Raw genomic sequence first — 13482 nt, 5'->3', positions numbered from 1 at the left:
CAGTGCGTATTCAGCAATAACAAGGGATTACCGCCAAGTGGCAGCGCGCATCAAGTTTCTGGCAACCGCGGCGATGATCGCCGGAGCGAGCATGGCCGCAGTGGCTGCGCAACCTCGTTCGCGAGCGGCAGCACCTCGTCCGGCCCAGACCGCTCAGCGGACCCAGACCACTCAGCCGGCCCAGACCGCTCAGCGGGTCCAGACCACTCAGCCGGCCCAGACCATTCAGCGGCCGTCCCCGAGCGCCGCGGCGGGTCCGAACACGACCGCCGGCCTGCGGATCCCAACCAACGTCACCGTTTTCGGCTCGGCCATGCCGTCGGTCGTGAAGGCCAGTGCCATCGTCAACGGCGAGGTGATCACCCAGACCGACATCGACCAGAGGTTGGCGCTGCTGGCGATCTCTCAGGGCGGACAGATCCCGCAGGACGAAGTCGAGCGGCTGCGCGTGCAGGTGCTGCGCAACCTGATCGACGAGACGCTGCAGATGCAGGCGGCCAAGGCGGCGGAAATCGAGGTCAAGCAGTCCGACGTGGACCGCACGATCGCCCGCGTCGCCCAGAACATCAAGCAGACGCCGGAGCAGATGGCCACCTACCTCAAGGCCAATGGCAGCTCGATCCGCTCCATGCGGCGGCAGGTCGAAGGTGAGATTGCCTGGCAGCGGCTGCAGCGGCAGAAGATCGAGAGCCAGGTCAACGTCGGCGACGACGAGGTCAAGGCGGTGATCGATCGCTTGAATGCGTCCAAGGGCGCGGCTGAGTACCGCGTCGGCGAAATCTACCTAGAGGCGAACCCGACCAACGAGGCCGAGGTGCTGGCCAACGCCCGGAAGATCGTGGCGGCGATCCAGCAGGGCGGCAGCTTCGTCGGCTATGCCCGGCAATATTCGGTGGCGACCACCGCCTCGGTTGGCGGCGACCTCGGCTGGGTACGGCCCGAGCAGCTGCCCGACCAGCTGTCGGCCGTGCTGCGTCAGATGCAGCCGGGCTCGCTGAGCCAGCCGATCCGGGTACCGGGCGGCTTCTCGATCATCGCGGTGCAGGACACGCGCAAGGTTTTGACCGCCGACCCGCGCGATGCAGAACTGAGCCTCAAGCAGGTGTCGATCAGCTTTCCCAAGGGCACTGCCCGGACCGCGGCCGAGCCGACGGTGCAGCGCTTCGCAGCAGCGGCGCGCAGCGTCGGCGGTTGCGGCGGCGCGGAGAAGCTCGCAGCTGACTTCCGGGGCGACGTGGTGACCAGCGACGCGGTCAAGCTGCGCGACCTGCCGCCGGTGCTGCAGCAGATGATGCTGCCGATGCAGGTCGGCCAAGCCACCCAGCCGTTCGGCAACATCGACGAGGGCGTCCGGGTGCTGGTCATCTGCGGTCGCGACGAGCCGACGGACGCGAGCGCGCCCAACCGCGAGCAGGTTGCCGCCCAGCTGACGGAGGAGCGCGTCAACCTGCGTGCCCGCCGTTTCCTGCGCGACCTGCGGCGCGATGCCGTGATCGACTTCCGCTAGGGCCGGCCGCATCGTTGCGCGTCAGCCCGGGCGTGGGCTAACGGCCTAGCCGATGGCGTCTCCCCTGCTGCTCCCACTAGCCGTATCGCTTGGCGATCCGGCCGGCGTTGGGCCTGAGGTCGTCGCCAAGTGCTGGGACGGACGCCGCGCGCTCGGCCTGCCGCCCTTCGTGGCGGTTGGCGATCCACGTAGCCTGACCCAGGTCTGGGACGGCGACATCGCTGTCATCGATGATCCCCGCCACGCCGCGGACGCCTTCGCCCATGGCCTGCCGCTGCTGGCGGTGCCGGCGGCGGGCAGCAGTGTGCCCGGCTGTCCGACCATGGCCGGCGCGCATTGCTCGCTCGACAGCCTGGAGCTGGCGGTCGGGCTCGCCAGGTCGGGCTCGGTCGCCGCGGTAGTCACCGGCCCGGTCAGCAAGCAGCAGCTCTACGCCATCGGCTTCACCCACCCCGGCCAGACCGAGTTCGTGGCCGAGCGCTGCGGCGTGTCGCCGGGCAATGTCGCGATGATGCTTGCCGGGCCGACCTTGCGCACGGTGCCGGTCACTACGCACCTGCCGCTGCGCGAGGTGGCGGACCGGCTGACGCCCGGCTTGATCGAGGCACGCGCGCGGGCGACCCTGCGCGGTTTGCAGCGCAACTTCGGGCTGGCCGAGCCGCGTCTGGCCGTGGCCGGCTTCAACCCGCATGCCGGCGAAGGCGGCGCCCTCGGCCGCGAGGAGATCGAGGTGATTCAGCCCGCAATCGAGACGCTGCAAGCGGAAGGCTGGCAGGTCAGCGGCCCTTACCCGGCAGACACCATGTTCCATGCCGCCGCCCGCGCCCGCTACGACGCCGCGTTGTGCATGTACCACGACCAAGCGCTGATCCCGTTGAAGGCGTTGCATTTCGAAGAAGGCGTCAACCTGACACTGGGCCTGCCTATCGTCCGCACGTCACCCGACCATGGCACGGCGTTCGACATCGCCGGTGAGGACCGGGCCGATCCGCGGGCGATGGCGGCGGCGATGCGCATGGCGGCGGATTGCGCCGCCCACCGTGCGGCCAACTCGCCCGTTCCCGGGCTGTGAGCCTGCCGCCCTTACGCGAGGTCATCGCCCGACATGGCCTCAGCGCGTCCAAGGCGCTGGGGCAGAACTTCATCCTCGACCGGCAGCTGCTCGGCCGGATCGCCGCAATCCCCGGTCCGCTCGAGGGCCAGACGGTTTACGAGGTCGGCCCCGGCCCGGGCGGCCTGACGTCGGCGCTGCTGGCGGCCGGCGCGCGGGTGATCGCCGTTGAGCGAGACCGCCGCTGCCTGCCCGCGCTGGCCGAACTGGAAGCCGCCTTCCCCGGTTGCCTGACGGTGATCGAGGAGGACGCGCTCAAGATTGATGAACAATCTGTGGTGGGGGATGGCGGCCACGTCGTCGCGAACCTGCCCTACAATGTCGGCACCGCCCTGCTGCTGCGCTGGCTGGAAGGTCCCTGGCGACCCTGGTGGCGCAGCCTGACACTGATGTTCCAGCGGGAGGTCGCGGAGCGGATCGTAGCTGCCGCCGGCAGCGAGCATTACGGCCGGCTTTCGGTAGCGGCGCAGTGGCGGGCCAGGCCGCGTCTCGCCCTGCCGGTCCATCGCAGCGCCTTTACCCCGCCGCCCAAGGTTGCCTCGGCCGTCGTCCATCTCGTCCCCGCCGATCAGCCCGACGGCGTGGACCCAAACGTTCTCGAACGCGTCACCGCCGCCGCGTTCGGACAGCGCCGCAAGATGCTGCGCCAGAGCCTCAAGGGGGTACCCGGTGCGCTGAATGCGCTCGAGCAGCTCGGCATTGCCGGCGAACGCCGGGCCGAAACCGTCAGCGTGGACGAGTTTGTCGCCCTCGCCCGCGCGCTGAGTTAATTCGTCTTGGTGGTCGGCGCCGGCCTTGGAGTGGTCGCGGCAACGGCCGGGCCGCGGGCGATGGCGGCGGCGAGCTGTGTCGCCTGCGGACACGCATTGGCGCCGCACAGCTGCTTGACCTTCGCCAGCGTCTGCTGCGCACGCGGGCCAGCGCCCATGTCGACCAGCGCCTCGCCCTGCACCGCCAGCGCGTTGACGTCGTTCGGCTCCAGCAGCAGCGCCTTGTTGGTGTAGCGGATCGCCTGGCCGTAGAGCTTCTGGCGCGAGGCCACCCGAGCCAGCGAGACGAACGCCTGCCGGTTGCGCGGGTCGACCGCAAGCGCGGTTTCCAGCGCATCGTCGGCCGCCTGGAAGTTGCCCGCCGACAGCGCCGCTTCGCCCTGCTTCAGCAGCTGGACGGAGAGCGGATTGAGCTGCGCATCCGGCACCTGGCTCTGGCCCGAACTGGCCATCAGCGCCGTCATGATCCCCAAGGCACCCGCAATCGGCAACACGCGCATCATCGTCTCCAGCCACTCGGCCCGGGTCATGGTCTAACCCGGAACCGCGCCATGAAAAAGCCGTCCGTACCGTCATGCGCGGGAGTGAGCAGCCGTCCCACCCCGTCACAACGCCCGGCGGCGATGCCTGTATCCTCGGCTTCGAACGATGAATGGCGGCTGAGGAACTCCGCGGACTGCCCCGCGCCTTCGCGCGCCAGCAGCGAGCAAACCGCATAGACCAGCCGGCCGCCGGGCTTCACCAACGGTGCGGCGAGGTCGAGCACGCGACGCTGGGTGCCAAGCAATCGCTCCAGCCGCTCGGGCGTCAGTCGCCAGCGCCCCTCCGGGTTGCGCCGCCACGTGCCCGAGCCGGAGCAGGGCGCGTCGACCAGCACCACGTCAGCACTCCCCGCGAGGTCGGCGAGGCCATCGGCTTCGCGCGGCGGATCGAGCAAGCGGGTCGCGATCGTCGCCCCTGCCCGCTCCGCGCGGGGCCCGAGCTGCCGCAGGCGCGGCAGGCTGATGTCACAGGCGATGATTTGGGCACCGGGGGCGGCCGCGGCGAGCGCCAGGCTCTTGCCGCCGGCGCCGGCACATAGGTCGACGAGTCGCTGACCGGCAATGGGCGCGCAGGCGAGCGCGATCAGCTGGCTGCCCTCGTCCTGCACCTCGACGCGGCCTTCCAGATACGCCGGGTGGTCGGAGATGCGCGTGTCGGGCGGCAGCCGCAGCCCCCACGGGCTATGCGGCGTCGGCTCCGCATCCGGCAGCGCGGGCAGCAGCGGCTCACGCGGCGGCTTGGCGCGCAGGTCGAGCGGCGCTCGTTCGACCAACGCGGACGTGACCTCGGCCAGTGGTGAAAGCTCGGGCAGCAACCAGGCCGGAACGATGCCCGGCTTGGCTTCGGGCTCCTCACTCGCGGCCGACGCAGGACCATGCGGCGAACCGTCGAACAGCTCGCGGGCAATCGGCAGCAGCGCCGCGCGGCCGGTCGCCGGCACCTCGGCCGAGTGGCGCACCGCCTGGAATACCAGCTCGCGCACCGCGCGCCGGTCCTTGGAGCCGGCATAGCGCCGCGTCTTGAAGTAGGCCGTGACGATCGCGTCCGCCGGCGGCCCGTCGCTGCGCGCCGAGGCGATAACCTCGTCCAGGATCTCGATCGCTGCCTGGGCGCGCGCGGCCGGAGTCACGACCTAGCGGGCCGGATAGTTGGGCGCCTCGCGGGTGATCGCGACGTCGTGGACGTGGCTTTCGCTGAGGCCAGCGTTGGTAATGCGGATGAAGCGGGCCCGCTCCTGCAACTCGGCAATCGAGCGCGAGCCGGTGTAGCCCATCGCCGCCTTCACACCGCCGACCAGCTGGTGGACGATCGTCGCGGCCGGACCCTTGAACGGCACCTGCCCCTCGATCCCCTCCGGCACCAGCTTCATCTGGTCCTTGATGTCCTGCTGGAAATAGCGGTCGGCCGAGCCGCGGGCCATGGCCCCGACTGAACCCATGCCGCGATAGCTCTTGTAGGCGCGGCCCTGGTAGAGGAACACCTCGCCCGGCGCTTCCTCCGTGCCGGCCAGCAGCGAGCCGACCATCACGGTCGACGCGCCCGCCGCCAACGCCTTGGCCATGTCCCCGCTGGTGCGGACGCCGCCGTCGGCGATCACCGGGACGCTGCTGCCCCGCGCGGCCGAGGCGGCGTTCATGACCGCCGTCAGCTGCGGCACGCCGACCCCGGCGACGATCCGGGTGGTGCAGATGGAGCCCGGGCCGATCCCGACCTTGATGGCATCCGCGCCAGCATCGATCAGCGCCTTGGCGGCGTCGGCCGTAGCGACGTTGCCGGCCACCACCTGAACGCGGTTGGACGCGGTCTTCACCCGCTCAACGGCGCGGGCGACGTCCGTGTTGTGACCATGGGCGGTGTCGATCACGATGCAGTCGACACCGGCGTCGATGAGCGCCTGGCTGCGATCCCAGCCCTTGTCGCCGACGGTGCTGGCAGCGGCGACACGGAGGCGACCTTCCGGGTCCTTGGTGGCGTCCGGCGTCGCGACGGCCTTCTCGATGTCCTTGACGGTGATCAGGCCGACGCAGTGGCCTCCGTCGTCCACCACCAGCAGCTTCTCGATCCGCCGCTGGTGCAGCAGCCTACGCGCCTCCTCCTGGCCTGTCCCGGCCGGCACCGTCGCCAGGTTCTCGCGCGTCATCAGCTCGGATACCGGCTGGCGCGGGTTCTCGGCGAAGCGGACGTCGCGGTTGGTGAGGATGCCACACAGCTTGCCCGATGCCTGCACGATCGGGATGCCGCTGATCTTGTGGAAGCGCATCAGCTCCAGCGCTTCGGCCAGCGTCTGATCGGGAGTCATGGTGATCGGGTTGACGACCATGCCGCTTTCAAAGCGCTTCACGGCCCGCACGGCAGCGGCCTGCGCCTCGACGTCGAGGTTGCGGTGGAGCACGCCGATGCCGCCCAGCTGCGCCATGGCGATCGCCATGTCCGTTTCCGTCACAGTGTCCATCGCACTGGACAGCAAGGGGATGCGCAGCGGAATGTCGCGGGTGAAGCGGGTGGCAGTCTCCGCCTGGCTCGGCAGCACGCTGGATTCAAGCGGCTGCAGCAGGACGTCGTCAAACGTCAGGCCCAGCGGGATGTCAGGAGCGTTGAGGAGGTCGGCCATGCGCGCCTTTGGCCGGACCGGCGTGATTCGGCAAGGGCTAGCGGGCGCGCTCCAGTAACCGCTCGGCGGCCTCCACGTGCATCCGCTCGATCATCTCACCCTCGAACCGTTGCGCTCCGCCGCTCGCCGCGGCGACCAGCCGTTCTGCGCGGGCAACCTCCTCGGGTAAAGGCGCGAAGGCGGCATGGCACGGCGCGACCTGGTTCGGGTGGATCAGGGTCTTGCCATCGAAGCCGAGCGAACGCCCTTCGCCCGCCTCCGCACTGAAGCCGTCCGGGTCGTCGAGCCGGTTGTAGACACCATCGAAGCACGGCTTCCCCGCTGCGCGCGCCGCCAGCACGATTGTCTGCAACGCCGTCTGCAGCGCCGGCCGGCGGCCGCTGGTCGGCAGCCGCAGGTCCGCGGCCAGGTCGTTGGTGCCAGCGATCAGCGCCGCCGCACTCTCCGCGATCTCCCACGCGCGCCGGACGCCCAACGCGGTTTCAACCATCGCCGCCACCGGTTTCCCGGTCAGAGCCAGCACCTCCTGCAGCACGGCCGGCCCATCCACTCGTGGCACCACCACGAAATCCGCGCTGGAGCCGGCGACCGCCTCCACGTCAGCACCGTGCCAGTCGGTGACGAAGCCGTTCACCCGGATCGCCACCGGGCATGGCCAGCCGGTCGCGACCGCCGCCACCGCTGCGACCCGCGCCGCGTCCTTGTCGGCCTCCTTCACCGCGTCCTCCAGGTCGAGGATGACCAGGTCCGCCCCCGCTTCCCGCGCCTTGGCGACCGCGCGTGGATTGCTCGCGGGAAGAAACAGCGCCGACCGTCTGCCGAACAGGTTCACGCTCATCTCGATTCCGCTTCGCTTGGCCGCACGGACGGGGCATAACAAACCGACGAATTAGCGGGGAATACCATGCTGACCACGTTCACCTTGTTCGTTGCGATCCTGGTGGTGCTCTACACCATGATGAGCATCAAGATCGTCCACCAGGGCTATCGCTACACCATCGAGCATTTCGGCCGCTTCATGCGGGTGGCGGAGCCGGGCTTCAACTTCGTGCCGGCGTTCTTCTACCGGGTCGGCCGCAAGATCAACATGATGGAGCAGGTGCTCGACATCCCGGGGCAGGAGATCATCACCAAGGACAACGCCATGGTCGCGGTCGACGGCGTGGTGTTCTTCCAGGTGCTGGAGCCCGCCAAGGCGGCCTACGAGGTCAGCGACCTCTACACCGCCATCATGGCGCTTTCGACCACGAACCTGCGCACTGTGATGGGCTCGATGGACCTGGACGAGACCCTGTCCAAGCGGGACGAGATCAACGTCCGCCTGCTGCAGGTGGTCGACCACGCCACCGAGGCGTGGGGCGTCAAGATCACCCGGGTCGAGCTGAAGGACATTCGCCCGCCCGCCGACATCGTCAACGCCATGACCCGGCAAATGAAGGCCGAGCGCGAGAAGCGTGCCAACATCCTGGAAAGCGAAGGCCTGCGCGCGTCCGAGATCCTGCGAGCGGAGGGCGAAAAGGCTGCCAAGATCCTGCAAGCCGAAGGCTTGCGCGAAGCCGCCTTCCGCGAGGCCGAAGCGCGCGAGCGCGGAGCGGAAGCGGAAGCCAAGGCCACGACCCTAGTGTCGGACGCCATTGCGGGCGGCAATGCGCAGGCGATCAACTACTTCATCGCCCAGAAGTATGTCGAAGCGGTCAGCCAATTCGCGACGTCGCCCAATGCCAAGACGATCCTGTTCCCGGTGGAGGCGACCCAGCTGATCGGCAGCCTCGGCGGTATCGGTGAGCTGGCGAAAGCCGCGCTTGGGCAGGACGCCGAACCACCGCTGGAGCTGCGCTCGCCGGCAGGCCGCGCAGGACTGCCCCGCACAGGTCGACAGGAAGCGGCCGAATGAACCTGGGCGAAATTGCGCCCGGTTGGTGGTGGCTGATCGGCGGCCTGCTGCTGCTGATGGCCGAGCTGGTGGCGCCCGGCGTGTTCCTGCTGTTCATCGGCGCCGCGGCGATGGTCACCGGCGCTTTCGTGCTGCTGTTCGACCTTGGCGTCGGGCCCGCGCTGGTCCTGTTCGCCATCTACACCGCCCTGGCCGTTGCGATCGGGCGCAAGGTCTACGCCAATCGCATCGTGGACAGCCCGGACCCGCTGCTGAACGACCGCTCCGCCCGGCTGATCGGGCGCTCGGTGGCGGTGGTCTCGACCGTGGACGAGCATGGCGGCCGGGTTCGGGTCGGCGACAGCGAGTGGTCCGCGCGCGGCGGCCCTGCTCAGCCTGGCGAACTGGTGCGAGTGGTCGGCGCTGAAGGCAATTGCCTGCGGGTGGAGGGTGCGCCTAGGCTGAGCGCATGAACGCACTCACCCGTCGCCAGACCCTCGGCCTCCTCGCCTCGTCCGCTGCCACCGCCGGCTGCACCACTGCCACCGCTCCCTCGCCCGTGTCGGCTGTGGCAGCGACCGCCACGGGCAAGGCGCCGCTAGACGAGGCGGGCGCCAAGCGGCTGATCGACACCGTCACCGACCACCTCCTCCGGCTCTCGCCGGAGAGCGCCACCGGCAACAACGTCGACAAGGGCCGATATGCGGCCTTGCGCAGCCAGCTGTCGGACCGCAGCCAGGCCGGCCAGGAGCGCTTCGCCGCGACCATCCGCAACGATCTTGGCCAGATCGACGGCTACGACCTGTCGGCCCTGAGCCACTCGACCCGCACCACGCTGGAAGTAATCAAGAGCGCGTACCGGACGGGCCTGCTTGGCTTTTCGCAGCCCTACGGCGACGTCGCCGTCGGCGGGTGGCGCAACACGCCTTATGTCGTGATCCAGAATGTCGGCGCCTATCTCGATACCCCCAAGTTCCTCGACACCGATCACCTGATCGAGAACGCGGCGGACGCGGAGGCCTATGTCGCGCGCCTGGCGCAATATCCGGCGCAGCTGGATGGCGAGACCGGCCGGATGCAGGCCGCCGCCGCCAAGGGCCTGATCCCGCCCGGCTTCCTGATCGACAAGGCCGTCAAGCAACTGACCCAATCTGCCACTGATGCCGCCAAGGGCGGCGGGCTGGTCGAGTCGCTTGTCCGCCGCACGCGGGAGAAGAACATCTCCGGCGGCTGGGACGCGCGCACCCGCGCCATCGCCACTCGCGAGGTCGCCCCTGCCCTGCAGCGGCAGATCGCCGAATTGCAGCGCCAGCGCGCGCAGGCCACCGACGCCGCCGGCATGTGGGCGCGGCCGGGCGGTGACGCTTACTACGCTTATGCACTGCGGGCGAGCACGACCACGAACATGAGCCCGGAGGAAATCCACCAGCTGGGCCTTCGCACGCTCGACCAGCTGCACGGGCGAATGGACCCGATCCTGCGCCAGCTCGGCTACACCAAAGGCACTGTTGGGCAGCGGATGCAGGCGCTCGCCAAGGACCCTAAGTATCAGTTCAGCCCCGGCGATAAGGGCCGGGCCGAGATCATGGCCTTCATCCAGGAACGGCTCGGCATCATCCGCGCCCAGCTGCCGCGCGGCTTCCGCACGCTGGTGAAGGGCAATCTGGAGGTGAAGCGTTTGCCGCCCGAAGAAGAGCCGGGCGCACCTGGAGCCTACGGCGGGCCTGGCTCGCCCGATGGGAAGATCCCGGGCAAATTCTGGATCAATCTGCGCACCACCGACCTGCACAGCAGGTACAGCCTGCCGGATCTGGCCCATCATGAAGCCATCCCCGGCCACGTCTGGCAGGGCGAGTACACCTTTCACCTGCCGCTGATCCGCACCCTGCTCGCCTTCAACGCTTATTCGGAAGGCTGGGCGCTCTATGCCGAGCAGCTGGCGGATGAGCTGGGCGTGTTCGACGACTTCCCGGTCGGTCGGCTCGGCTATCTCCAGTCCATCGGCTTCCGCGCGTGCCGGCTGGTGGTCGACACCGGCATTCACGCCAAGCGCTGGACCCGAGAACAAGGCGTTCAGTTCTTCGTCGAGCGCAACGGCTCCAACCCGCTGGAAGTCGCCTCGGAAGTCGACCGCTACTGCAGCTGGCCCGGCCAGGCCTGCGGCTACGAGGTTGGCCACCAGGAGATCAACCGTCAGCGCGACAAGGCCAAGGCGGCGCTCGGCGCGGCCTATGACCTACGCGACTTCAACGATGCGGTGGTGCTGGGCGGCAACGTGCCGATGGACGTGCTGGCACTGAACGTCGACGAGTACATTCGGCAAGGCCGCGCCTGACCACGCGGCCTATTCAATCCAGCAACTCGGCCACCGCCAGCGCCTCGGCCCGGCGCCGGGCGGCGCGCCGCGCACGCCAGGCGATGAGCCCGACGAACAGCATCAGCGCCACCGCACTTGCGACCGCGAAACGCTGTAGCGTGAACCAGCGCCGCACCAGATGCGCCAGCTCGGGCCCGAACCACCAGCCGAGCCCCACGCCGACGCACGCCCACACAAGCGCGGTGCACAGGTTGAACAGCAGAAAGGTCCTCGCCGGCATGTGGCTCAGGCTGATCGCCACCGGCCCAACCACCCGCATGCCATACACGAAGCGATAGCCCAGGCAGAACAGCCGCGGGTGGCGGTCGATCCACCGGATCGCCAAGGCAAAGGCGCGCTTGTCGGTGACCTTGTGCACCCAGCGCGCGTCCCGCTGCGAGCGGCCGGCCACGAAGAACAGTTGCGCCGAGATGACCGCCGCGCTCCATGCCGCGAGCAGCACGTGCAGCCCGCTCAACCGGCCGAGGTGCGCCATCGCACCGCCCACCACCACGCCCAGCTCGCCCTCAAGGAACGCCGCCAGGAACACGCCGAGCACCCCATATTGCTCGACCCAGTGGCTGACCGCGTGATGCATTGGAGCGCCATGCCCCTCCCGCGAATAGCCGGCAACCGATCAGCTGAAGCCGCTTGCGTCTTCTCGCGGTCAGTAACCTTGCCGAATTCAGTCCAGCGCGGCCTCCGGCAAGCGATGCGTCGTTCGCGGTGCTCGCAGCCGCAGCAAGCTTAGCCCGGCGGCCGCGAGCGCCGCGATGCTCGCCGCAAGCAGCAGCCCCGGCCCGGCGCGCACGCCGGCCAGGTGGAAGGCGGCGCCGACGATCACCGCGCCGGTGGTCTGGCCCAGCAGCCGCGCGGTCGCCAGCATGCCGCCGGCCGCGCCCGACCGCTCGCGCGGGGCGGCGCTGACGATGGTGCGGTTGTTGGGCGACTGGAACAGGCCAAAGCCGATGCCGCACAGCGCCATGCGCCAGGCGATGTCCCAGGTCTGCGGCTCCGTGCCCATCCGCGACAGCGCGAACAGGCCAGCGGCGAAGATGGTCAGCCCAATGCCGCCGAGCAGCCCCGCCCGCACCTTGTCCGCCAGCCGCCCGGCGATCGGTGCGACCACCCCGAGTGCAAGCGGCCAGGGCGTCATCAGCAGCCCGGTCTCAAATGCGCTCCGGTTCAGCACCGCCTGAAACAGGAAAGGCAAGGTCACGAACGCCAGCATCTGCGCGGCGAAGGAGACGGTGGAGGTGCCGATCGACATGCTGAAGATGCGGCTACGCAGCAGGTCGACAGGAAAGAGCGGCGCCGGGTCGCCCCACTCGCGCCTGACCAGCAGGACGCCCGAACCCACGCCGATTGCGACCAGCGCTGCACCAAGCGCTCCGTTCGACCGCGTCGCCAGCTCCGCGCCGGACACCGTGCAGCCCATCATCAGCGCACTCAGCAGCGCCGACACGCCGTCCAGCCGGCCGCCCTGACCGCGCGCGTTCGGCAGCGCCTTCAGGCCCACGACGACAGCCGCGATGCCGATTGGCAGGTTGATCAGGAACAGCCAAGGCCACGATCCGACGCTGAGGATGAAGGCCGCCAGAGTTGGTCCTGCCGCCGCCGAAGCCGACAGCACCATCGCATTGTAGCCAATTCCTCGCCCAAGCATCGTGGCGGGATAGATCGACCGGACAAGCGCCGCGTTCATGCTCATGATGCAGGCCGCGCCGACACCCTGAAAGACCCGTGCGGCGATCAGGGCGGTCAGCCCGCCTGCCGCCGCGCAACCCAGCGACCCCAGGGTGAACAGCACAAGCCCCGGGATGTAGACGCGGCGGTACCCGATCTGGTCGCCCAATGCCGCCAGCGGCAGCAGCAGGACGGTAATGGTCAGCTGGTAGGCGTTGACGATCCAGATACTGGTCGCGGGCGAGGCGCCAATCTCGCGCGCGATGGTCGGCAGGGCGACGTTGGCGATGGAGCCGTCGAGCACGGCCATCGCCAACGCCAGCCAGATCGCAGCTGCCGCCCAGTAGCGGCGAGGTAGCGGCAGCCCGTCGTCAGCGCCGGCGTCCGGCAGGATTAACGTCCCGCGCCCATCAGCCCGCCAAGAATGCTGTTCAGCGGGTTGGCCCCGCCCGCGCCGCCGCCGAGCAGCGAACCGAGCATGCCGCCCATGCCGCCGCCCCCGCCGATCGCGCCGCCTTGGCCGCCGGCCTGCTTGGCGAAGTAGCCCGCGGCCAGCATGGCGACGATCGGCAGCATGCGCTTCAGGAGGTCGGGCGACAGGCCGGTCTGCTGGGCGGCATGCGTCGCCACCGTGCGGCTGGTGTCCTTGCTGCCGAACACTTGGCCCAGCACCTGATTGCCCTGGTTCACATCGGTCGGCTGCTGGCCCAGCGCGTTGTCGAGCAGGCCGCCGCCGCCGAGGCCGCCGAGCATGCCCGCGAGACCGCCAAGGCCCTGCGGATGCGCCTGCCCCTGGTTCTGCATGCCGCCGAGCACGGCCGGCAGCAGCGCCGCCAGGCCGGTCTGCGCGGTCTGCTGGTCGACGCCGAGGTCACGGCTGATAGAATTGGCAGCACCCTGCTGCATGAGGGCGTCGAGCATGGACATGGCGGTGAACTCTCCCGGGTGGATGGTGGCAAAGCTAATCGCCGCCAACGTCGGCAGTTCCTCTTTCGCGCCGGATTGCCGGTGAAGCGGGGCGAAAG

13 protein-coding genes are annotated in these 13482 nt (G+C 69.4%); 6 read left to right on the top strand and 7 right to left on the bottom strand.

What is annotated here, in order from left to right; genetic code table 11:
• Positions 1 to 37: 37 nt before the first annotated feature.
• The 3 genes from OMW55_RS12750 to rsmA are packed head-to-tail and all read left to right on the top strand — an operon-like array spanning position 38 to position 3388.
• Complete coding sequence (locus OMW55_RS12750; protein WP_264883644.1) at positions 38 to 1507, top strand: peptidylprolyl isomerase; 1470 nt, start codon at positions 38 to 40, stop codon at positions 1505 to 1507.
• Between the two features lie 52 nt (positions 1508 to 1559).
• Positions 1560 to 2579, top strand: coding sequence for a 4-hydroxythreonine-4-phosphate dehydrogenase PdxA (gene pdxA, locus OMW55_RS12745; protein WP_264883642.1), 1020 nt, complete (start codon positions 1560 to 1562; stop codon positions 2577 to 2579).
• Positions 2576 to 3388: a 16S rRNA (adenine(1518)-N(6)/adenine(1519)-N(6))-dimethyltransferase RsmA gene (rsmA, locus tag OMW55_RS12740; protein ID WP_264883641.1), complete on the top strand. Its 813-nt coding sequence runs from the start codon at positions 2576 to 2578 to the stop codon at positions 3386 to 3388. The genes pdxA and rsmA overlap by 4 nt, the downstream gene beginning before the upstream one ends.
• On the opposite strand, the gene OMW55_RS12735 is transcribed toward rsmA, so the two are convergent.
• Genes OMW55_RS12735 through OMW55_RS12720 form a run of 4 tightly spaced genes read right to left on the bottom strand, consistent with a single transcriptional unit; the run spans position 3385 to position 7380 of the window.
• Positions 3385 to 3918, bottom strand: a complete 534-nt coding sequence (locus OMW55_RS12735) for a hypothetical protein (RefSeq protein ID WP_264883639.1) — start codon at positions 3916 to 3918, stop codon at positions 3385 to 3387. The genes rsmA and OMW55_RS12735 overlap by 4 nt on opposite strands.
• Positions 3915 to 5060, bottom strand: coding sequence for an RsmB/NOP family class I SAM-dependent RNA methyltransferase (locus OMW55_RS12730; RefSeq protein ID WP_264883637.1), 1146 nt, complete (start codon positions 5058 to 5060; stop codon positions 3915 to 3917). Before OMW55_RS12730 ends, OMW55_RS12735 begins: the two co-directional genes overlap by 4 nt.
• Before the next feature lie 3 nt (positions 5061 to 5063).
• The gene (gene guaB, locus OMW55_RS12725) at positions 5064 to 6542 is read right to left on the bottom strand and encodes an IMP dehydrogenase (RefSeq protein ID WP_264883635.1); all 1479 of its coding nucleotides are present in this window, start codon (positions 6540 to 6542) and stop codon (positions 5064 to 5066) included.
• A gap of 37 nt (positions 6543 to 6579) precedes the next feature.
• Positions 6580 to 7380, bottom strand: a complete 801-nt coding sequence (locus OMW55_RS12720) for an HpcH/HpaI aldolase/citrate lyase family protein (protein WP_264883632.1) — start codon at positions 7378 to 7380, stop codon at positions 6580 to 6582.
• A gap of 66 nt (positions 7381 to 7446) precedes the next feature.
• Here OMW55_RS12720 and OMW55_RS12715 point away from each other — a divergent pair, with 66 nt between their 5' ends.
• Genes OMW55_RS12715 through OMW55_RS12705 form a run of 3 tightly spaced genes read left to right on the top strand, consistent with a single transcriptional unit; the run spans position 7447 to position 10750 of the window.
• Positions 7447 to 8436, top strand: a complete 990-nt coding sequence (locus OMW55_RS12715; protein WP_264883630.1) for an SPFH domain-containing protein — start codon at positions 7447 to 7449, stop codon at positions 8434 to 8436.
• Positions 8433 to 8888 carry an NfeD family protein gene (locus tag OMW55_RS12710; RefSeq protein WP_264883628.1) on the top strand — a complete coding sequence of 152 codons (456 nt, stop codon included), beginning with the start codon at positions 8433 to 8435 and terminating at the stop codon, positions 8886 to 8888. The genes OMW55_RS12715 and OMW55_RS12710 overlap by 4 nt, the downstream gene beginning before the upstream one ends.
• Entirely contained in the window at positions 8885 to 10750 is a 1866-nt protein-coding gene (locus OMW55_RS12705) for a DUF885 domain-containing protein (RefSeq protein WP_264883626.1), read from the top strand. The genes OMW55_RS12710 and OMW55_RS12705 overlap by 4 nt, the downstream gene beginning before the upstream one ends.
• Positions 10751 to 10763: 13 nt before the next feature.
• Here the strand turns inward: OMW55_RS12705 and OMW55_RS12700 are convergent, their stop codons facing one another.
• From OMW55_RS12700 to OMW55_RS12690, 3 genes are all read right to left on the bottom strand, one after another.
• Positions 10764 to 11369, bottom strand: a complete 606-nt coding sequence (locus tag OMW55_RS12700) for a DedA family protein (protein ID WP_264883624.1) — start codon at positions 11367 to 11369, stop codon at positions 10764 to 10766.
• A gap of 87 nt (positions 11370 to 11456) precedes the next feature.
• On the bottom strand, positions 11457 to 12773 hold the full coding sequence (locus OMW55_RS12695; protein WP_264883622.1) for an MFS transporter: 1317 nt from the start codon (positions 12771 to 12773) through the stop codon (positions 11457 to 11459).
• Positions 12774 to 12850: 77 nt separating this feature from the next.
• Positions 12851 to 13432, bottom strand: coding sequence for a DUF937 domain-containing protein (locus OMW55_RS12690; RefSeq protein WP_264883621.1), 582 nt, complete (start codon positions 13430 to 13432; stop codon positions 12851 to 12853).
• Positions 13433 to 13482: the final 50 nt, after the last annotated feature.

Source organism: Sphingomonas arvum, from assembly GCF_026013565.1.
GTDB lineage: Bacteria > Pseudomonadota > Alphaproteobacteria > Sphingomonadales > Sphingomonadaceae > Sphingomicrobium > Sphingomicrobium arvum.
The sequence above is the reverse complement of the archived record's forward strand: the minus strand, read 5'-3'. Positions and strand labels throughout refer to the sequence as shown.

Bases quoted from the DNA above. Each gene is read 5' to 3' on its own strand.
- OMW55_RS12705 (WP_264883626.1), top strand. From the start codon at position 8,885: ATGAACGCACTCACCCGTCGCCAGACCCTCGGCCTCCTCGCCTCGTCC.
- OMW55_RS12710 (WP_264883628.1), top strand. From the start codon at position 8,433: ATGAACCTGGGCGAAATTGCGCCCGGTTGGTGGTGGCTGATCGGCGGC.
- OMW55_RS12720 (WP_264883632.1), bottom strand. From the start codon at position 7,380: ATGAGCGTGAACCTGTTCGGCAGACGGTCGGCGCTGTTTCTTCCCGCG.
- OMW55_RS12735 (WP_264883639.1), bottom strand. From the start codon at position 3,918: ATGACCCGGGCCGAGTGGCTGGAGACGATGATGCGCGTGTTGCCGATT.
- guaB (WP_264883635.1), bottom strand. From the start codon at position 6,542: ATGGCCGACCTCCTCAACGCTCCTGACATCCCGCTGGGCCTGACGTTT.
- pdxA (WP_264883642.1), top strand. From the start codon at position 1,560: ATGGCGTCTCCCCTGCTGCTCCCACTAGCCGTATCGCTTGGCGATCCG.
- OMW55_RS12715 (WP_264883630.1), top strand. From the start codon at position 7,447: ATGCTGACCACGTTCACCTTGTTCGTTGCGATCCTGGTGGTGCTCTAC.
- OMW55_RS12700 (WP_264883624.1), bottom strand. From the start codon at position 11,369: ATGCATCACGCGGTCAGCCACTGGGTCGAGCAATATGGGGTGCTCGGC.